This window comes from Croceibacterium atlanticum (genome assembly GCF_001008165.2).
GTDB classification, from domain to species: Bacteria; Pseudomonadota; Alphaproteobacteria; order Sphingomonadales; family Sphingomonadaceae; genus Croceibacterium_C; species Croceibacterium_C atlanticum.
The window spans coordinates 2,867,159-2,885,455 of sequence record NZ_CP011452.2 but is presented as its reverse complement, the minus strand read 5'-3'; the positions used below and the strand labels follow the sequence as shown (position 1 = coordinate 2,885,455).

Sequence of the window (18,297 nt, the reverse complement as noted above, 5' to 3'; positions counted from 1 at the left end):
CTGGCGCATGATCCTCGGCGTCGTCCTTGCAGGCGGCCTGTCCACCCGCTTCGGCAGCGACAAGGCGCTGGCCGAATATGGCGGGCACACGCTGCTGGCGCGCGCCGTGGATGCGATGTCAGGCTGGTGCGAATATGTGGTGATCGCGGGCCGCGAAACCGGACCTGCGCCCTGTATCCCCGACTGGCCGCGCCCCGGCATGGGCCCGCTGGCCGGCGTGGCGGCCGGGCTGCGCCATGCGCTGGACGAGGATTACGAATCTGTCCTGACCTGCGGCGTGGATTCCCCGAACCTGCCGGAAAACCTGCTCGAACTGCTCTCTCCGCCCTCGGCATATCTTGAAACTCAGCCGGTTATAGGGCATTGGAAAGCTAACGCCGCATCGATTGCAGAGGCGATCCTCCAGAGTGAAGGACGCCACTCGATGCTAGCATTCGCAGAAGCCGCCAAAGCGCGGGCCGTGAAGAGCGCGTATAAACCTGCTAATATAAACAGGCCGTCCGATTTGGCGGCGATGGAGCAACGCGATGGGCTATGAACGCCAGAAAGATTTCGGGACCCCCGAAGTCAAATCCGACGAGATGGTGACACTCACCATTGACGGGCGCGAAGTAACCGTGCCGGCTGGCACCAGCGTTATGCGTGCGGCGGCCGAAAGCGGCGGCGACATCCCCAAATTGTGCGCCACGGACAATATGAAGTCCTTCGGATCCTGCCGGCTGTGCCTGGTGGAAATCGAAGGGGCACGCGGCACGCCCGCATCCTGCACCACCCCGGTCGCGCCGGGAATGCAGGTCAAGACCCAGACCCCGCGGCTGGAAAAGCTGCGCAAGGGCGTGATGGAACTGTATATTTCCGATCACCCGCTGGACTGCCTGACCTGTTCCGCCAATAATGATTGCGAATTGCAGGACCAGGCTGCCGCCGTCGGCCTGCGCGATGTGCGCTATGGCTATGAAGGCGCCAATCACCTGGGCGAAACGACGGACACGTCCAACCCCTATTTCGATTTCGATCCCAGCAAGTGCATCGTCTGCAGCCGCTGCGTGCGCGCCTGTGACGAAGTGCAGGGCACTTTCGCACTGACGATCGACGGTCGCGGCTTCGCTTCGATGGTGAGCGCGGGGCAGAGCGACGACAATTTCCTGTCCAGCGAATGCGTCAGCTGCGGCGCCTGCGTGCAGGCCTGCCCCACGGCGACGCTGCAGGAAAAGAACGTCAAGGCAATCGGCAAGCCGGAACGTTCCGTGGTCACTACCTGCGCCTATTGCGGCGTGGGCTGCACCTTCCGCGCCGAAATGCGCGGCGAACAGCTGGTGCGCATGGTGCCGTGGAAGGACGGCAAGGCCAATCATGGCCATAGCTGCGTGAAGGGCCGCTTCGCCTGGGGTTATGCCAACCACCAGGACCGCATCACCAAGCCGATGATCCGCGACAGCATCGACCAGCCCTGGCAGGAAGTCAGCTGGGAAGAAGCGCTGGATTACGCCGCCGGCAAGATCAGGAAGATCAAGGCCGAACATGGCGCCCGCGCGCTGGGCGGCATCACTTCCAGCCGCTGCACCAACGAGGAAACTTTCCTCGTGCAGAAGCTGATCCGCGCCGGTTTCGGGTCTAACAACACCGATACCTGCGCCCGCGTGTGCCACTCGCCCACCGGCTATGGCCTGTCGACGACCTTCGGCACCAGCGCCGGCACGCAGGATTTCGACAGCGTGATGGACAGCGATGTCATCATGCTGATCGGCGCCAATCCCACCGATGCGCACCCGGTCTTCGGCAGCCGCATCAAGCAGCGCCTGCGCCAGGGCGCGAAGATGATCGTGCTCGATCCGCGCCGGATCGATCTGGTGAAATCGCCGCATATCGAAGCCGCGCATCACCTGCCCCTGAAGCCCGGCACCAATGTCGCCGTGCTGACCAGCATCGCCCATGTGATCGTGACGGAAGGCCTCGCCAATGAGGAATTCATTCGCGAACGCTGCGACTGGGACGAATATCAGGACTGGGCCCGCTTCGTTTCCGATGAAAGGCACAGCCCCGAATTCCTGGAAGCCGTGACCGGCGTACCGGCAGAGACCGTGCGGGAAGCCGCACGCCTCTTCGCCACGGGGGGCAATGGTGCGATCTATTACGGCCTGGGCGTAACCGAACACAGCCAGGGTTCGTCCACCGTGATGGCAATTGCCAATCTGGCCATGGCCACCGGCAATATCGGCCGTTCCGGCGTCGGCGTGAACCCGCTGCGCGGCCAGAACAACGTGCAGGGCGCCTGCGACATGGGCAGCTTCCCGCACGAACTGCCCGGCTATCGCCACATTTCGCAGGACGATACGCGCAAGCTGTTTGAAGACGATTGGGGCGTGACGCTGGACCCGGAACCGGGCCTGCGCATTCCCAACATGCTCGATGCCGCGGTGGATGGCACCTTCAAGGCGATTTACATCCAGGGCGAAGACATCCTGCAATCCGATCCGGATACGCATCATGTCGCCGCCGGCCTTGCCGCCATGGAATGCGTGATCGTGCACGATCTCTTCCTGAACGAGACAGCCAATTACGCGCATGTCTTCCTGCCCGGCTCCACCTTCCTCGAAAAGGAAGGAACCTTCACCAACGCGGAACGGCGCATCCAGCCCGTCCGCCGCGTGATGGAACCGGCCAATGGCTATGAAGACTGGGAAGTCACCCAGCTGCTGGCCAATGCCATCGGCTGCGAGTGGGATTACAGCCATCCGGGCGAGATCCTGGCCGAAATCGCGCGCCTGACGCCGACTTTCGCCGGTGTCACCTGGGACCGCGTGAAGAGCGGCGAACCGCTGCAATGGCCGGTCAATGACAAAGCGCCGCAGGGATCGCCGATCATGCATGTGGACGGCTTCGTGCGCGGCAAGGGCAAGTTCGTGGTCACCGAATATGTGCCGACGGATGAAAAGACCGGACCGCGTTATCCGCTGCTGCTGACCACCGGCCGCATCCTGAGCCAGTACAATGTCGGCGCGCAGACCCGCCGCACGGGCAATGTCGTCTGGCACGAGGAAGACCTGCTGGAAATGCACCCGACCGATGCGGAAAATCGCGGGCTGCGCGATGGCGACTATGCGCGTCTTGCCAGCCGTGCGGGTGAAACGACCCTGCGCGTGAAGGTGACGGATCGCGTGGCGCCGGGCGTTGTCTACACGACCTTCCACCACCCGGCCACGCAGGCCAATGTGGTGACGACCGACAATTCGGACTGGGCGACCAATTGCCCCGAATACAAGGTCACGGCCGTGCAGGTCACGCCCAGCAACGGCCCGAGCGAATGGCAGGAAGAATATGCCGACCTGACCGCCCGCGCCCGCCGCATCGCCGGCGAGGAAATGGAGCCTGCCGAGTAATGAGCACTGCAAAACTGCGCCGCATGGCCGACCAGATCGGCGCGAATTTCGCCGCCATCGGCCATGACAATGCCGTGCTGGCCACTGCCGATCACATCAACAAGTTCTGGGATCCGCGCATGAAGGCCCAGATCTTTGCCGATGACCATGCGGCACTCTCCCCCATTGCGCGCGCCGCGATTGAAAAGCTGGCGGCGGGCGCAAACCCGCCCCCGCAAAGCCCGGCGACGGAGTTCAACAAGGTCGACGAAGTCGGCCATTCCGACGCGGGCTGACAGGCTCCGCGGGTCTCGGCCCGTTCCCCGGAGCTTGTCGAAGGACAGTCTTTCCTTCCAGCCCGGTGCCGGAAGATCAGGGCCAGGCTTCGACAAGCCCTGGGCGAACGGAGATTAGAGGGATGAGCGAGGTCACGGAATTCCTTGCGGATGGAGCGCGCCAGCCGCGCAACCGCCAATGGGTGCCCGAATCCCCCGTAGCGCTGGAATTCAACGGCCTGTCCTATGCGGTGATGATGGCATCGCCGCAGGATCTGGAAGATTTCGCCCTCGGTTTCGCCCTCACCGAAGGGCTGGCCAAATCTCCGTCCGACATCAGCGATATCGGCGTGGCCGAAGTCGAGAAGGGCTGGATCGTGCGCGCCATGCTGACCGGGCTTGGCGTGGACCAGTTGACCGAACGTGTTCGCGCCCGCGTGGCGGAAAGCAGCTGCGGCCTGTGCGGGATCGAAAATCTCGAAGCCGTGGCCAGGCCCCTGCCCCCGGTTGCCCCGCATCAGGCGCTGGCCCCGGCGGCAATCTTCGCCGCTCTGGCTGCCTTGCGCGATCACCAGCCGCTCGGCCGTGCCACGGGGGCTGCCCATGCCGCCGCATTCTGCGCGGCTGACGGCACAATCCTCCATGCGCGCGAAGATGTCGGCCGCCACAATGCGCTGGACAAGCTGATCGGCGCACTGGCCAGCGCCGGACAGGACGCGGCGCAAGGCTTCATCCTTTCCAGCGCGCGCTGTTCCTACGAAATCGTGGAGAAAGCCGTCCGCGCCGGGGCCACCACGCTGGTGACGATCTCGCTCCCCACCAGCCTGGCCGTGGACCGCGCAAAAGCTGCCGGCCTCAGCCTGTGGAGCCTCGCCCGCGACGACAGCGTGTTACTGGTGAATGGCTGAACGACAGGCGGGAACGATCGTCCCCCGCCCTCACCGGCTCAACAGATAAACCGCGTATTCCGCCCGCCAGTTCGCGCCCATGGCGCCGATTTCGCGGCTGCTGCTGAAGAACCAGCTGCGTTCGACCGACACGCCTTTCTGGCGCAGCAATTCGCGGAAATCGCTCACCGTGACATGGTGGATATTCTGCGTTTCATACCACGTCACGGGCAGATGGCTGGTGACGGGCATACGGCCATGCCACAGCAATGCCAGGCGCATCCGCCAATGTGCGAAATTGGGGAAGCTGACAAATGCCTTCCGCCCGATGCGCAGCAATTCATCCAGCATCAGGTCCGGCCGTTCCGCCGTCTGCAACGTCTGGCTGAGCACCGTGTAATCGAACGCATCGTCGGGATAGGCGGTCAGTTCGCGATTGGCATCGCCCTGCATCACTGAAAGGCCGCGCGCCACGGCCCGTTCCACTTCTTCCGGATCGATCTCTATCCCGCGCGCATCCACATGCTTGCCATGGGCCAGCACATGCATCAGCTCCCCATCGCCGCAGCCGACATCCAGCACACGGCTGCCCGCCGGCACATGCCGGGCGATGACTTCGAGATCGGGCCTGAGCACACTCATCCTTCGAGGAAGCCCTTTATCACGCGGTCCAGCGCAGGGACGTTCAGCAGGAAGCTGTCATGCCCATAGGGCGCAGACAGTTCCACGAAGCTGACCGGCGCGGACGATGCGTTGAGCGCATGGACGATATTGCGCGATTCCGCCGTGGGATAGAGCCAGTCCGTATCGAAGCTGACCACGCAGAAACGCGATTTCGTATCCGTAAAGGCATCGGCCAGCCGCCCGCCATGTTCTTCCGCCAGATCGAAATAATCGGTCGCGCGGGTGATATAGAGATAGGAATTGGCGTCAAACCGGTCGGTAAAACTCAGCCCCTGATACCGCAGATAGCTTTCCACCTGGAAATCAGCATCGAAGCCGAAGCTTTTTTCGCCCTTTTCCCCATTCGGGCGGTTCTGCAGCCGGCGGCCGAATTTCTCCGTCAGCCCCGCTTCGGACAAATAGGTGATATGCGCGGCCATGCGCGCCACGGCCAGCCCCTTGTCCGGCGTCTGGCCCGATCCGTAATAATCGCCGCCCTGCCATGCCGGATCGGCCATGATCGCCTGGCGCCCCACCTCGTGATAGGCGATATTCTGCGCCGAATGCCGCGCGGTGGACGCGATCACCATGATCCGCGCCGCGCGTTCCGGGAAATTGGCCGACAGGCTGAGCGCCTGCATCCCGCCCATGGAACCGCCGACCACGCCGTGCAGCCTTTCGATCCCCATCACGTCCAGCATGGCAATTTGCGCCCGCACCATGTCGCGAATGGTGATGACGGGGAAACGCATGCCATAGGGCTTTCCGTCCGGCGCCAGGCTAGCCGGGCCAGTGGAACCCATGCAACTGCCGATCACGTTGGAACAGATGATATGGAACTTGTCCGTATCCAGCGGGAGGCCCGGCCCGACAATGCGTTGCCACCAGCCAGGTTTTCCGGTGATCGGGTGCGGGCTGGCCAGATGCTGGTCCCCCGTCAGCGCGTGACAGACGAGAATCGCATTGCTTCTGTCCGCATTCAGTTCGCCATATGTCTGATAGGCGATGCACACATTTTCCAGCTCCTGCCCGCTATCGAGCGGCAGTTTCGCGGGAAGCGCGATATTCAGCGTGTCCAGTGTGGAAGTGGTGGCCATGCAGCGGGGGACTTGGGGGAGGCCAAGCGGGCTGTCAATTGCCGTCGCGACAGAGTATGCGCGCGCCCGTGACCGAAGCAACACCTCAGAAAGCCCCCCGCATGAAGCCGTGGATCGAAGCGATCCACGCCTATGCGCCCGGAAAGAGCAAGGCCGGGGACGGCCGTTCGCTGATAAAACTGTCCGCGAACGAGAACCCCCTCGGCACCAGTCCTGCCGCCCTGGAAGCACGGGCGGAGGCGGTTATGCCGTCGCTCTATCCCGACCCCGATTCGACCGGATTGCGCGAAAAGCTGGGCGAATTGCACAGCATCGATCCTGCGCGGATTGTCTGCGGCACTGGGTCCGACGAATTGCTGAACCTTGCCGTGCAGGCCTTTGCCGGGCCGGGGGACGAAGTGCTGTTCAGCCGCTTCAGCTTCTCTGTCTATGATATTGCCACGCGGCGCTGCGGCGCGACTCCGGTGGAAGCGCCGGACCGGGATTTCGGCACCGATGTCGACGCGATGCTTGGCCTGGTGAGCGAGCGAACGCGGGTTGTCTTCATCGCCAATCCCAACAATCCGACGGGCAGCTATCTTCCGCAGGACGAATTGGCGCGGCTTCACGCCGGGCTTCCGGCAGATGTGCTTCTGGTCATCGACCAGGCCTATGCCGAATATGTCGCGCCGGAAGACGATGACGGGGGGATGGCGCTGGCGGCCGCGCATGAAAACGTGCTCGCCACCCGCACATTCTCCAAGATCTATGGCCTCGCGGGGGAACGGGTCGGCTGGGGAACGGGCGCGCCGGGCATTATCGCCGCGCTCAACCGCATTCGCGGACCGTTCAATGTCACGCTGACAGGCCAGAAGGCGGCCGTGGCGGCGCTGGGCGACCAGGATTTCGTCCGCAATTCACGCCTGCACAACCAGGTGGAACGGCAGCGTTTCGTCGAACGGATCGAAGCGCTGGGCAATCACGGCCTGCGCCCCCTGCCGAGCGAGGCGAATTTCGTGCTCGTGCTGTTCGAAGGTGCGCTGAGCGCAGAGGCGGCGGCCGAAGGGCTTGCCGATCGCGGCTTTGCCGTGCGCCATCTTCCGGGCCAGGGCTTGCCGCAGGGGCTGCGCATCACGATCGGAACGCAGCAGCAGATGGAGATTGTTGCCGCCACCCTGCGCGAAATGGCAGAAGCAGCACGATGAGCTTCAACCATATCGCGATCATCGGCCTCGGCCTGCTGGGCGGTTCCATCGGCCTTGCCGTGCGCGAACACCTGCCCGATTGCACGACCACCGGATTCGACAATGATCCGGATGTGCGCAAACGCGCCGCCGAACGGCAATTGGCCGACACGATCTGCGAAAGCGCGACCGACGCCGTCAAGGGCGCGGATCTGGTAATCCTGTGCGTGCCGGTGGGTGCGATGGGCGATGCGGCCCGCACCATTGCCGATACGCTGAAACCCGGCGCGCTGGTAAGCGATGTGGGATCATCCAAATCCACGATTTCCCGCACGCTGATGGATGCCCTGCCCGGCCGCAGCGTGATCCCGGCTCATCCGGTCGCGGGCACGGAACATAGCGGCCCGGATGCCGGCTTCGCCACCTTGTTCCATCAGCGCTGGTGCATCATCACTCCGCCCGAAGGCGCCGATGAGAAGCAGCTGGCCGCCCTGATCCATTTCTGGGAAAGCCTGGGCGCGATGGTGGAAACCATGGATGCCCAGCATCATGACCGTGTATTGGCCGTCACCAGCCATATTCCGCATCTGATCGCCTATACGATCGTGGGCACGGCTTCCGATCTGGAAAACGTGACCCGCAGCGAAGTGATCAAATATTCGGCTGGCGGCTTCCGCGATTTCACCCGCATTGCCGCGTCGGACCCGACCATGTGGCGCGACGTGTTCCTGCATAATCGCGATGCAGTGCTGGAAATGCTGGACAGTTTCCTGACCGACCTCGCCCTGATGCGGGAGGCAATCCGTGCCGGCGATGGGGAAACGATGTTCGACCTGTTCAGCCGCACCCGCGAAGTGCGCCGCTCCATCGTGGCGCTCGGACAGGACGATGCGCGGCCCGATTTCGGCCGCAAGGACCACGGCTGAACTTCGGCTCCGCTACGGATCAACGCTGTTCAGGACGTTTATCGCCTGCGTCACCCGCGCTTCGATTTCCGGGCGCGGCAGGCCGGGTTCGATCGCTTCCCCGAACCGGATGGTGATCGTGCCCGGGCGTTTCCACCGCCTCTGATATAATAGCCCGCTATCCACTGCGACCGGCACCACCGGCACGCCAAGCAGTTTGTAAAGCGCGGCAAATCCGGATTTCAGCGGTGCGACATGCCCATGCGGCACCCGCGTCCCTTCCGGAAAGATCACCAGCGGCCGCCCGCCTTTGGTATAGTTACGCGCATCGACCAGCATACGGCGCAGCGCCTTGGCGCCGTCGCGCCGCGCCAGCGGAATAGCGCCATAGGCCCGCGCCGCCCTGCCCCAGCCCGGTATGCGAAACAGCTCTTCCTTGGCGAAGATCACCGGGTAATCCAGCGATACGGGAAGGTCGATCGCTTCGAAAAAGCTTTCATGCTTGAAGGCGAAGATGGCCGGGCCTTCCGGCCGTTCCCCCTCTTCACGCACGCGGATGCCGGCGAAGTATCGAAGGCAGAAACGATGATAATGCGACCATGAAGTTGCCACCGGCACCAGCCGCCCGGGCGCCAGCAACAGGGCAAGCATGGACACCACCAGATAAGGCACGGTTCCGCCGTAAAAGGCGACGTAAAACAGCAGGCTGCGGAGCATGTTCACGTCAGGTCAGCCCGGCCATGCCTGTGCCAGCCAGCTGGCCAGCAACTTGTGATATTCGAGGAACAACGTCCACAGCGACGGTTCCGAACGGACGGCATCGCGCACCATCTCCACATCGGCGGGCAAGGTGCCCTGCAGTTCCAGGGCAGCCCGGCGCATATGCCAGTCCGCCGTTACCAGGCGGATGGAATGAACATTCTCCGCCGCAACCCAATCCGCCGTTTCCCGCGCATTGCCACGCGTGTCGAGCGCGGTGAAACCCAGGGTCACGCAGCAATCCATCAGCCGGTCGGGCACGTCATATTCCGCCGCGAATTCGGCCGGGCGGACATCCAGATCGACCCCGGTGACGAGCATCTTGCCCGCCTCCCCCGCATTCAGCAGGGCAAGCCCGCGCGGAATGCGCCCGCCGCTGCCGGTCGGCACCACGATGGCATCGGTCTTCTGCGGACCCTGCGGCTGCGGCAGGGCAACGGCAAACCACAGGAAGCCGAACGCCCAGAGGACGATCAGGAATGCCACTGCGCGCCGGATCACAGCATCCGCCTCAGCGCGGAAAGTACGGTGAAGCGGGCAGTCAGCATGGCCAGTATTATACCAGCCAGCGGGATCGCCGCCAGCACTGCCCAGTCGAAGGGTTCCAGCCCGCCGCTGGCCACCATGCCCGATCCCAACCGGCCGAATTGCCGGCCCAGCAACAGGGTAGCGCCGAGGCCAAGCAGCAGCCCCACCGCCCCGCCAATGGCCGCATCCATCGCGATGGATCGCTGGAATATGCGCGCGATCTGCCGATCCGTGCCGCCCAGAAGGTGGACGATCTCGATCGTATCGCGATTGGATCCCAGCGCACTTCGGGCCGCCAGCCATACGGCCGCGGCGCTGGTCAGGGCCAGCAGCAGGATAAGGCCAATGGCCAGCCATTGGAGCGACGCGATCGCATCGAATACAGGCCCCAGCCATTCCGCCTGCGCATCCACCCGGGCAGACGGGGCGGAGGACACCAGCACGCCGCGCAATTCCTCGATCCGGCGTTCCGTCACCGGGCCTTTCAGCCGTACATCGATCAGGGCCGGGATCGGAATGGCATCCTCCTCCACCCCTGCCTCCGCACCAAGCCAGGGTTCCAGCAGGCGCTCCAGTTCCGCATCCGGCACGCGGCGGATATCGGCCACGTCTTCCCGGTTGCGCAATATGGTCAAGGCCGCTTCGGCCTGGCGGTTGCGCTCCGCCGGGGCCGCTTCCACAAGCTGCACGGTCAGCCCGCCATCGATCTCTGCCGCGGCGTTGCGCGTCACATTGCCCAGCGCCAGACCACCAGCGGCAGCCATCACGGTAAGGGCGATCATGATGGCGATGACCCACGGCATGGGCCCGGCCAACCGGGTCTGCGAAACCAGCCCGGAACGATCGCCGCCGAAACGCAGCACGTTGCGGCGGATCAGGGATTGCGCCCGGCTCATGCCCCGGCATCCTGCCGCAAATCGCGCCGCGGCGGATAACGCAGCGCGCCGGTCGGGTCCGACAGGCGCCCCTTGTCCAGCCGCATGATCAGCGAATCGGGCACTTTCTTCAGCAGGTGCACATCATGCGTCGCCACCACCACCGTGGTGCCCAGCCGGTTCAGCGCTTCGAACAGGCGCAGCAATTTTACCGCCATTTCCGGATCGACATTGCCGGTCGGTTCGTCCGCCACCAGGATTTCGGGCCGGGCGATCACTGCCCGGGCAATGGCGACCCGCTGCTGCTCCCCGCCGGAAAGCGTGGCCGGCCGTGCATCCGCCCGGTGATCCAGCCCGACCCAGTCGAGCATGTCCGCCACGGGCCGTTCCACTTCGTTTTCCGGCACGCCCGCAACGCGCAGGGGCAAGGCGATATTGTCGAAGGCCGAAAGATGCTGGACCAGCCGGAAATCCTGGAACACCACCCCGATCCTGCGGCGGAAGGACGGCAGGTTCCCGCGCGGTTCGGTGATGATATCGGTGCCGAACATGCGGATGATCCCGCGCGAAGGACGCTGGGCCAGATATAGCAGCCGCAAGAGGGAAGTCTTGCCGGCCCCGCTGGCGCCGGTCAGGAAATAGAAACTGCCCGGATACAAGGTGAAAGACACGTCGCTCAGCACCTCACGATCGGTGCCATAGCGCAGCCCGACATTGTCGAACTGGACGATGCTGCTTTCATTCCCGCTCATCACGCAACTCGGTAGCGCGCTCTACGGGCGAGGGACATGGCGTTCTTCACCCAATCTTGCTGTTCGATGTGGAAAAATGCCCAATGGCGGCGCAACATGTCGGCAACATAGCTTGTTGCACCACGAAGCCCGGCCTAGGTTCCCGCCCGTCATGATCATTTCCTGCCCAGCTTGCGCAACACGTTATGTCGTGCCGGACAGCGCGATCGGCCCTGATGGCCGCACCGTACGTTGCGCCAAGTGCCGGCATAGCTGGTTTCAGGACGGCCCCACGCTGGAAACGGCGCCGGAACCGTCCCCCGCCAACAGGGACAAGGCGCCCACGGCCCCGGCACCCGAAGCCCAGAGGGAGGAACCGCGCCCGCGTTTCGTGACGCCGAAGCCGCCCACCACGGAGGCCGGACCGCAAGAGCGGCCTCAGCCCGCAGCGGCGCCCCGCCCCGCGCCGGCGCCGGAACGCCCTGTGCCACCCCCGCCGGTGGAGCCTGCCTATTCTGGCGCGGATGATGGCTATGCCAGTTCGCGCTTCGATTCCGCGCCGCCATTTCGTGGCCGCCGCAATGTGCTGAAACTGTGGACCTGGGCTGCGGCGATTTTCGCCATGCTGGCGGCAGGCACCGTGATCGCTGCATCCTATTGGGGCCTGCCGGACTGGGTCCCGGTCAGCCGGTCCAGCTTCGCCCTGGGCCCGTCGGATCTCCAGCTGGATTTCCCGGCCGAACAGCAGGAACGGCGGCAATTGCCCAATGGAACCGAATTCTTCGGCGCCAGCGGCACCATCACCAATACGGGCAGCGAAACGCGCAATGTCCCGCCAATCCTGATCCAGCTGCGGGACGAGCAGAATCGCATCGTCTATAGCTGGGAGGTCATTCCGCCCAAGAACACGCTCGCCCCCGGCGAAACCATCAGCGTGAACGAAGCCGTGACGGATATCCCCCGCCGCGCGCGCTATGCGGAAATCGGCTGGAAACCCAGCTGAGTCCCGCCCGCGCGCCGGTCCGGCGCGGCTTCCGGGCAATAATGCGAAATTTCCGTGACAGCGCAGCTTGCAGCACCCCGGGGCCTTTGCTAAGGGCCCGCTCCTACCCTGCGGGGCCGCCCGGTGCGGCCCTTTTCGATGATGCGGTCGTGGCGGAACTGGTAGACGCGCAACGTTGAGGTCGTTGTGGGCGAAAGCCCGTGGAAGTTCGAGTCTTCTCGACCGCACCATTCCCGGTCAAAGTTGGGCACCCGCCCCTTTGACCGTGCAATTACAGCAGCTCCATGATCGAGCGCTGCGGCTTCCCCTTTGATCTCGATCTTTGATCCAATACGAATGCGGCTGATGAAAGCTCGCGCGATGGTCGCCTCACGTCGCTATCGCTGCGAGTGAGGTTCTGACCTGCCCCGCTGATCATCCTCCAAGTTTGAAAAACCGCTTCCCAGAAAAACGTCATAAGAGAGGCGCGGTGATCAACAGGCCTATTCTGAATATCTAAAAATGGCCGCAGCAGAATCACAACGAAAATCCAGCACTTTCGATCGACTACCTGGATACTAATCGCCTTATCTCACCGTCCAGCCTGGCCATTATATTATCCTTCTGAATAGAGGATCTTTTTGAAAAGCTCACAGCTGACAGGCTGCGCTGTTCGTATTCATCATCATCAAACCATAGCTTGCGGAGCACTTCGCACCAATCTTCGATAGGCGCTGTTCGCTTCAAAACCACGCCTCCAGGGCCAACAGCTTCAGGCAGCCCGCCCGCGTCCGATGCAAGAACTGGAATGCCACTAAAATGTGCTTCAGTCGCTACTCGACCCCAAGCTTCATCCCACTGACTCGGAGCAAGAAGAATCTTCGCCTGACCGTAAATTTCTCGCATGTCAGACGCAGGCTCCATCAATGTTACATTAGGGCAGTCGCGCTGAAGAGCCTCAAGTTCGCTCTCATCCTCGTCATTTAAAGTCCAGGCCCTGACGATGAGAAAGGGAATGTCAGGCAGTCGTCGAACCAGCTCGAATGCGATTGATTTTCCCTTCTCCGCCCTCGGATTTATGAAGAGCACCTTATCTCCGGGCGTAGTCCGATATTTCTCCGGATCGACATATGGCTCGATCGTGGTGGAGGATATATCAAACCGCTCTTTGACGAACTGAGCGGTGAACTGCGAATTAGAAATGAAGCCGTCTGCTGCATCCGAAGGATCGCCGCCGAAATCATCCAACTCGACATTTCTGAAATAGATTATTGTCGGAACACCCGATTTCCGAAGAGCCGTTGCAAGAGGAACGGGGAATCCCGAGAGACAAATTGCGATATCGGGCTTGAACTTCCTAACGAACTCCGCTGCCGAATTTTGCGGAAACCAGGACCGAAAGGTCTTTATATTATCTGTCCGGTCACAAAAGACACTGCTTCGTGTAAGTTTGAAGTGAATTCGAGCCCGTGTTGCCGGGCTGGAACCACCGCTAAGGCCGACGAAAAAACCCACTTCGTAGCCAATAGAAGTCAGCATCTCTGCAAGCTGCTGCATGCTGCGCTGTGCACCGCCGACAAGTTGCGGCGGAAATGGATGCGCACTACAAAGTGCAACACGGACGCTGCTCATCAATTTCTCCGGATTTCAAATGCCTGATTGCTGGCACCGATTATGAGCGGGATCGCGTATCCATGCGTCTGGCTGTAAATGCCATTTCCTGAAGTTACCGAGTGCAGCAAGCGGGTAGTGCCGATCGCCCCGGTGTGCGAGGCATGCAGCTCATATTTCCACCTGATTTTACAGGACAGGATGCCGATCCTGTTGCAGCCCCCTGATCTTGCTTGCATCATCGCGTGATGCGGCCCTCCAAGCTTAACCATCGTGCCTTGCAGGCCGCCATTTTGCTGGCATTCGGCGTCCTGGCGCAAATGCCCGCCAAAGCGCAGGATACCGTAGTTGCGGCGCCTGCCGAAACCGTGGCCCCCGCTATCCGGCAGGCCGACCATGTCCTGGCGCTGATAGAAGGCGAGCTTGACCCGGCCATCTCGGCGGAGGAATTGTTCCGCTTCTCCCTTACCGGAGCGGATGCCCTGCGGATGCGCGCCGTTGCCCGGCTTGTGCAGGACGATGCGCTTTTTACGCGGGCGAGCGAAAATCCAGATACGCTGGACAGTCTTTCGGCCGAACAGGCACGGCTGGCCCTGGCCGAAGCGCGCTTCCTGCGCCTTCCGGAAAGGCGGCGGCAGGCGCTGCTGCAAGCCCATGCCAAGGCGCATGAAGCCTTTCGGCAGCAACGTGACAGACAGCAATCCGCGACGCAGGAGCTGGACAGGCTGACCCGCGAACTTGCGGGATTGCGCGCTTTCCTGGCCGGGGAGGCAGTCAATCCCGATTTCCTGAAGGTCAATCCGCTAGCCGCATCCGGCGATACGGCGGAAATGGCGGTCCTTGGCGGCCCGGCACCGGAGGACGCCGCCGAACCGGCAGCAGACGCCCCGGCGGCGCAGCGCATGGCCTGGCTGAGGGACCAGATAATTCTCGCCAAGCGGCGGATATTCCAGCTCCCGCGTGAACGGCTGGCCGCGCTGGAGGAATCCGCCGGGCTCAGTTCCGGTGCCGCCGACGCGATTGCCTTCGCCCAGGCGGAGCTGGACGATGTCCGGCTGGAACTGAGCAACGCCGAACAGGCCGCGATCAACGCCGCGAACGAGCAGGAACGGCTGATTGCCAGCGAACGGGCCAGGCTGCTGCAGACCAGCCAGGCGCAGGCCCAGTTCCGGTCCGAACTCGCCCGATCCACTGGCGAGGCCGCCAGCATAATAGACGATGCGCTGAGCTGGCGCCGCCGCGGACTGGAAGCCGCGGCAGCGGGCAATGACAATGCAAGCCAGCTTTATGACGATCTGGTTGTAGAACTCGCCAGGATCCGTCAGCGCCTGCGCCAGGCTCTCGACACGCCCGAATATCCGCCCCTGTCCGCCTTGCGCCCGCCGGCCATCGACAGGGCCCTGCCCGACAATGCGCCGGAAACGCTGGAATTGCGCAGGCAGGTGCAGGAGCTGGAGCGCGGGTGGAAAAACCTGCAGGATGCCTATGCCAACCGGCTTTGGGAACGCCGCAACGCCTTGCGCGATGCGATGAACCTGCTGAACGAAGCGCGGCTGGCCCTGCTGCCCTCCCTCACTTCGCGGGAACGGTCGCGAGTCACCGGCTTCGGGGCGGAAGGCGTGGCGCAGGTCCGGCGCGAAATCTCCGAGATTGTTCTGGAACTGCGGTTCAGCGTGCAATCCTGGCGGCGCACGCTCTCCGAAATACTCACCCGGATCATGAGCCCCAGCCCGGCTTTCGTGCTCTCCATGCTGCGGATCGCCATGATCCTGATCTTCTTCGCCTGGTGGCGGCGGCGCGGCGACGGGCTGCTGGCCCGCGCGCAGGCGGACGCTGCAACCCGGCGCCCCCGCACGATGGCGCGGTCCTTGCAGACTGCGGCGCTGCGCAACTGGCGGGAAATCCGCGCTCCGCTCGACTGGCTGATCCTCGCCATATTGTTGTGGTGGCTGTGGCCGGAAGAACTGGCGATCGAAAGCATGGTTTTCGTGTGGATCGTGCTGTTCTGGTCATTGGTGACTGTCACCCTGGTCCGGCTGGTGAACGAACTGGCAAAGGGCCGGACCCACGAAGACCCGCGAGCATCCTTGCGCTGGAAATCGCTGAAACTTATCGCCGGCAGCCTGCTGGCGATCGGGTTGCTGCTCAATCTCACACAGGCGAGTGTCGGGCGCGGCGCAATCCACAATTGGGTCTCCACCATTGCCTGGCTGCTCGTGCCGGTGGTCGCCCTGCTGCTGGCGCATTGGTGGCGGCAACGGATCGTCGCCCTTGCAGAGGCCGAAGCGGGCGAAAGCATGTTGCTGCGCTGGATGGCCCGCGACCCCGGCGGCATCACCGGCCTGCTGGGCCGGATTGCCGTCGGCCTTCTGCTGCTGGCCAAGGGCGTCCGTGCAATCATCTCCCGCCGGCTGCGCGACATGGCACTGGTGCGCGAAATGCTGGATCAGCGGGCACGGATCGTCGCCGAACGCCGCGTGGCGGAGGATAAGGCGAGCGGCCGCTTCCGCCGGCTTCCCCCGGAAATCACGGCAGCTTTCGATCCCCATCGCCCCCCCTCCAAACTGCGTGTGGGCGATGAACGGCCGGGCCATGCCCTCTTGCCGGAAATTCCGCCCGGTTCACTGACACTGGTGGTCGGCGAACGCGGCCTTGGCAAATCCTCCTATCTGCGTGATCTCGCTGAAAAATCGAGCAAGGACAGCAGGATTGTCGCCATGCAGGCGCCGCCTGCAAACCCCGCGGAATTCCTGGACGATCTGGCCGCCGCCACAAGGCCGGGGGTAAAGGGCGGAGCGGCGCAAGAGCAGGTCTTCGTGACGGTCGATGACATTCAGCGGCTGATCGTTCCGGCAATAGGCGGACTTAACATTATCGAGCGCCTGGTCGCCCTTGCCCGGACGAGCGGCCCGAATTGCCGCTGGGTCTTCTCCATCTCGCAGGAATCCTGGCGTTTCCTCCAGCGCGCGCGGAACGACCGGATCCTGTTCGATACGGTGATCTCCCTGCCCCATTGGTCCGCAGGCGAATTGCGCGCCTTGATCGAACGGCGCACCGCGCAGGCGAAACTCTCGCCCGATTTTTCCGCCATGACCGATGATGGAATCTTCGAATTCGGGGAGGACGTGTCCGCCACCGAACGCCGCAAACGCGGCTATTTCGAAAGGCTGACCGATTATGCCAGCGGCAATCCCGCGATTGCGCTGGATTACTGGCGCCAGTCGCTGTTCGTGGACAGCATAAGCGAACAGGTCACTGTCCGCACATTCGATACGCCGCCAGTGGAAAGCCTTTCCGCGCTGCCGATGTCGGCATTGTTCGTATTGCGGGCGATGGTGCAGATGGATCTGGTCAGCAAGGAAACGATCCGCACCAGCACGGACCTGTCCGACATGCTGGTGAGCGACGCCTTGCGGCGGCTGGAACGGCTGGGCACGATTACCTGCGATCAGGGCACCTGCCGCATCTCGCTGCATTGGTGGATCGAGGTGGTACGCCTGCTTGCCCGGCAGAACCTGATCGTGCGGGAGAAGAGATGATGGCCTCCGGCATTTTGCGCCCGGCAACCCTGGCGATTGCACTCGCATCCCTGCTCGCCTGGAATCCGGCGATGGCGCAGGAAGAGATCGACGCCAACACGATAACCCGGCTGGCAGATATCATCCGCTGGGGCGGTGTGATCACCTCCATCTTCGTCATCGCGGGCGCCTGGGCACTGCTTCGCCTGCTGTCCCGCTTCGTCAATGCTTTCGGTTCGGAATTCTCATCCCGCCGGCTGACGCTGCACAAGGTCAGCACGATCAGCCAGTTCGTGATTTATGTAACGACGACCGTCATCGTCGTGCTGCTGTCCTTCCGCTTCGACGAAACGACCCTGGCGTTGATCGGCGGCGCAGTGGCCGTTGCGATCGGCTTTGCAATGAAGGATCTGGTCGCTTCCTTCATCGCCGGGATGATCGTGATGCTGGATCGCCCGTTCCAGGTGGGGGACCGTGTCAATTTCGGCGGCGAATACGGGGATATCACGGCCATCGGCCTGCGATCCGTGCGCATGCAGACACTGGACGACAACACCGTCACCATTCCCAACAGCAAGTTCCTCAGCGATGTCACCTCTTCCGGGAATTACGGCGCGCTGGACATGCAGGTGGTGATGGATTTCTACATCGCCCCGGATCAGGATATCGAACGGGCCCGGGACATCATAAACGAAGCGGTGCTTTCCAGCCGCTTCGTTTTCCTGGCAAAGCCGGTCACCATCCTGGTCAATCAATGGGTGTCGGATTATCTCGTGGGCGTGAGATTGCGCCTGAAGGCCTATGTCCTGGACACGAGGTTTGAAAAAGCCTTCGAGTCGGACGTCAATATGCGCGTCCTCCGCGCATTCCAGCAGGAACGGATCGCCACGCCGGGCAATGCCCTGTCCGCGCGTGACGGCGGGTAGGAACCAGCCCTGCCCATC

At 63.0% G+C, this 18,297-nt stretch carries 17 protein-coding genes and 1 tRNA gene; 10 read left to right on the top strand and 8 right to left on the bottom strand.

Features of this window, described 5'->3' with window-relative positions; translation table 11 throughout:
* The first annotated feature begins 7 nt into the window (after positions 1–7).
* The 4 genes from mobA to fdhD all read left to right on the top strand — a co-directional run bounded on the left by mobA (position 8) and on the right by fdhD (position 4,542).
* A complete protein-coding gene (mobA, locus tag WYH_RS13630; RefSeq protein ID WP_046904267.1) occupies positions 8–538 on the top strand; it encodes a molybdenum cofactor guanylyltransferase in 531 nt (176 codons plus the stop codon).
* Positions 528–3,380 carry a formate dehydrogenase subunit alpha gene (fdhF, locus tag WYH_RS13625; RefSeq protein ID WP_046904266.1) on the top strand — a complete coding sequence of 951 codons (2,853 nt, stop codon included), beginning with the start codon at positions 528–530 and terminating at the stop codon, positions 3,378–3,380. Before mobA ends, fdhF begins: the two co-directional genes overlap by 11 nt.
* On the top strand, positions 3,380–3,655 hold the full coding sequence (locus tag WYH_RS13620) for a formate dehydrogenase subunit delta (protein ID WP_046904265.1): 276 nt from the start codon (positions 3,380–3,382) through the stop codon (positions 3,653–3,655). Before fdhF ends, WYH_RS13620 begins: the two co-directional genes overlap by 1 nt.
* A gap of 122 nt (positions 3,656–3,777) precedes the next feature.
* Positions 3,778–4,542, top strand: coding sequence for a formate dehydrogenase accessory sulfurtransferase FdhD (fdhD, locus tag WYH_RS13615; protein WP_046904264.1), 765 nt, complete (start codon positions 3,778–3,780; stop codon positions 4,540–4,542).
* A gap of 30 nt (positions 4,543–4,572) precedes the next feature.
* Here the strand turns inward: fdhD and metW are convergent, their stop codons facing one another.
* Positions 4,573–5,163 carry a methionine biosynthesis protein MetW gene (gene metW / locus WYH_RS13610; RefSeq protein WP_046904263.1) on the bottom strand — a complete coding sequence of 197 codons (591 nt, stop codon included), beginning with the start codon at positions 5,161–5,163 and terminating at the stop codon, positions 4,573–4,575.
* On the bottom strand, positions 5,160–6,281 hold the full coding sequence (gene metX / locus WYH_RS13605) for a homoserine O-acetyltransferase MetX (protein WP_046904262.1): 1,122 nt from the start codon (positions 6,279–6,281) through the stop codon (positions 5,160–5,162). Before metX ends, metW begins: the two co-directional genes overlap by 4 nt.
* A gap of 101 nt (positions 6,282–6,382) precedes the next feature.
* Between metX and hisC the strand changes: the two genes are divergently transcribed.
* Both hisC and WYH_RS13595 read left to right on the top strand, forming a co-directional pair.
* Positions 6,383–7,465, top strand: a complete 1,083-nt coding sequence (hisC, locus tag WYH_RS13600) for a histidinol-phosphate transaminase (protein ID WP_244877926.1) — start codon at positions 6,383–6,385, stop codon at positions 7,463–7,465.
* Entirely contained in the window at positions 7,462–8,370 is a 909-nt protein-coding gene (locus WYH_RS13595; RefSeq protein ID WP_046904260.1) for a prephenate/arogenate dehydrogenase family protein, read from the top strand. Before hisC ends, WYH_RS13595 begins: the two co-directional genes overlap by 4 nt.
* A gap of 12 nt (positions 8,371–8,382) precedes the next feature.
* On the opposite strand, the gene WYH_RS13590 is transcribed toward WYH_RS13595, so the two are convergent.
* From WYH_RS13590 to ftsE, 4 genes are read right to left on the bottom strand one after another with little or no spacing between them, the layout of a single operon-like run.
* A complete protein-coding gene (locus tag WYH_RS13590; protein ID WP_046904259.1) occupies positions 8,383–9,066 on the bottom strand; it encodes a lysophospholipid acyltransferase family protein in 684 nt (227 codons plus the stop codon).
* Between the two features lie 12 nt (positions 9,067–9,078).
* Positions 9,079–9,609, bottom strand: a complete 531-nt coding sequence (locus WYH_RS13585) for a YdcF family protein (RefSeq protein WP_046904258.1) — start codon at positions 9,607–9,609, stop codon at positions 9,079–9,081.
* Entirely contained in the window at positions 9,606–10,532 is a 927-nt protein-coding gene (locus tag WYH_RS13580; protein ID WP_046904257.1) for a cell division protein FtsX, read from the bottom strand. The genes WYH_RS13585 and WYH_RS13580 overlap by 4 nt, the downstream gene beginning before the upstream one ends.
* Positions 10,529–11,263 carry a cell division ATP-binding protein FtsE gene (gene ftsE, locus WYH_RS13575; protein ID WP_046904256.1) on the bottom strand — a complete coding sequence of 245 codons (735 nt, stop codon included), beginning with the start codon at positions 11,261–11,263 and terminating at the stop codon, positions 10,529–10,531. Before ftsE ends, WYH_RS13580 begins: the two co-directional genes overlap by 4 nt.
* A gap of 151 nt (positions 11,264–11,414) precedes the next feature.
* Between ftsE and WYH_RS13570 the strand changes: the two genes are divergently transcribed.
* Positions 11,415–12,245, top strand: coding sequence for an MJ0042-type zinc finger domain-containing protein (locus WYH_RS13570; protein WP_046904255.1), 831 nt, complete (start codon positions 11,415–11,417; stop codon positions 12,243–12,245).
* Positions 12,246–12,388: 143 nt separating this feature from the next.
* Positions 12,389–12,475 (top strand) — tRNA-Leu (locus WYH_RS13565).
* 316 nt (positions 12,476–12,791) lie between these two features.
* Here WYH_RS13565 and WYH_RS16670 read toward each other — a convergent pair.
* Both WYH_RS16670 and WYH_RS16665 read right to left on the bottom strand, forming a co-directional pair.
* Entirely contained in the window at positions 12,792–13,856 is a 1,065-nt protein-coding gene (locus WYH_RS16670; protein ID WP_046904254.1) for a glycosyltransferase, read from the bottom strand.
* Complete coding sequence (locus WYH_RS16665; RefSeq protein WP_156320149.1) at positions 13,856–14,233, bottom strand: hypothetical protein; 378 nt, start codon at positions 14,231–14,233, stop codon at positions 13,856–13,858. Before WYH_RS16665 ends, WYH_RS16670 begins: the two co-directional genes overlap by 1 nt.
* Between WYH_RS16665 and WYH_RS13555 the strand changes: the two genes are divergently transcribed.
* Positions 14,204–17,374, top strand: a complete 3,171-nt coding sequence (locus WYH_RS13555) for an SMC family protein (protein WP_156320148.1) — start codon at positions 14,204–14,206, stop codon at positions 17,372–17,374. The two genes, WYH_RS16665 and WYH_RS13555, sit on opposite strands and share 30 nt — an antisense overlap.
* Positions 17,374–18,279, top strand: coding sequence for a mechanosensitive ion channel family protein (locus WYH_RS13550; protein WP_156320206.1), 906 nt, complete (start codon positions 17,374–17,376; stop codon positions 18,277–18,279). The genes WYH_RS13555 and WYH_RS13550 overlap by 1 nt, the downstream gene beginning before the upstream one ends.
* The last annotated feature ends 18 nt before the right edge of the window (positions 18,280–18,297 follow it).

What these genes read in the sequence shown, in the direction of transcription:
- mobA (WP_046904267.1), top strand. Translation starts at nt 8, where the DNA reads ATGATCCTCGGCGTCGTCCTTGCAGGCGGCCTGTCCACCCGCTTCGGC.
- fdhF (WP_046904266.1), top strand. Translation starts at nt 528, where the DNA reads ATGGGCTATGAACGCCAGAAAGATTTCGGGACCCCCGAAGTCAAATCC.
- WYH_RS13620 (WP_046904265.1), top strand. Translation starts at nt 3,380, where the DNA reads ATGAGCACTGCAAAACTGCGCCGCATGGCCGACCAGATCGGCGCGAAT.
- fdhD (WP_046904264.1), top strand. Translation starts at nt 3,778, where the DNA reads ATGAGCGAGGTCACGGAATTCCTTGCGGATGGAGCGCGCCAGCCGCGC.
- metW (WP_046904263.1), bottom strand. Translation starts at nt 5,163, where the DNA reads ATGAGTGTGCTCAGGCCCGATCTCGAAGTCATCGCCCGGCATGTGCCG.
- metX (WP_046904262.1), bottom strand. Translation starts at nt 6,281, where the DNA reads ATGGCCACCACTTCCACACTGGACACGCTGAATATCGCGCTTCCCGCG.
- hisC (WP_244877926.1), top strand. Translation starts at nt 6,383, where the DNA reads ATGAAGCCGTGGATCGAAGCGATCCACGCCTATGCGCCCGGAAAGAGC.
- WYH_RS13595 (WP_046904260.1), top strand. Translation starts at nt 7,462, where the DNA reads ATGAGCTTCAACCATATCGCGATCATCGGCCTCGGCCTGCTGGGCGGT.
- WYH_RS13590 (WP_046904259.1), bottom strand. Translation starts at nt 9,066, where the DNA reads ATGCTCCGCAGCCTGCTGTTTTACGTCGCCTTTTACGGCGGAACCGTG.
- WYH_RS13580 (WP_046904257.1), bottom strand. Translation starts at nt 10,532, where the DNA reads ATGAGCCGGGCGCAATCCCTGATCCGCCGCAACGTGCTGCGTTTCGGC.
- ftsE (WP_046904256.1), bottom strand. Translation starts at nt 11,263, where the DNA reads ATGAGCGGGAATGAAAGCAGCATCGTCCAGTTCGACAATGTCGGGCTG.
- WYH_RS13570 (WP_046904255.1), top strand. Translation starts at nt 11,415, where the DNA reads ATGATCATTTCCTGCCCAGCTTGCGCAACACGTTATGTCGTGCCGGAC.
- WYH_RS16670 (WP_046904254.1), bottom strand. Translation starts at nt 13,856, where the DNA reads ATGAGCAGCGTCCGTGTTGCACTTTGTAGTGCGCATCCATTTCCGCCG.
- WYH_RS16665 (WP_156320149.1), bottom strand. Translation starts at nt 14,233, where the DNA reads ATGGTCGGCCTGCCGGATAGCGGGGGCCACGGTTTCGGCAGGCGCCGC.
- WYH_RS13550 (WP_156320206.1), top strand. Translation starts at nt 17,374, where the DNA reads ATGGCCTCCGGCATTTTGCGCCCGGCAACCCTGGCGATTGCACTCGCA.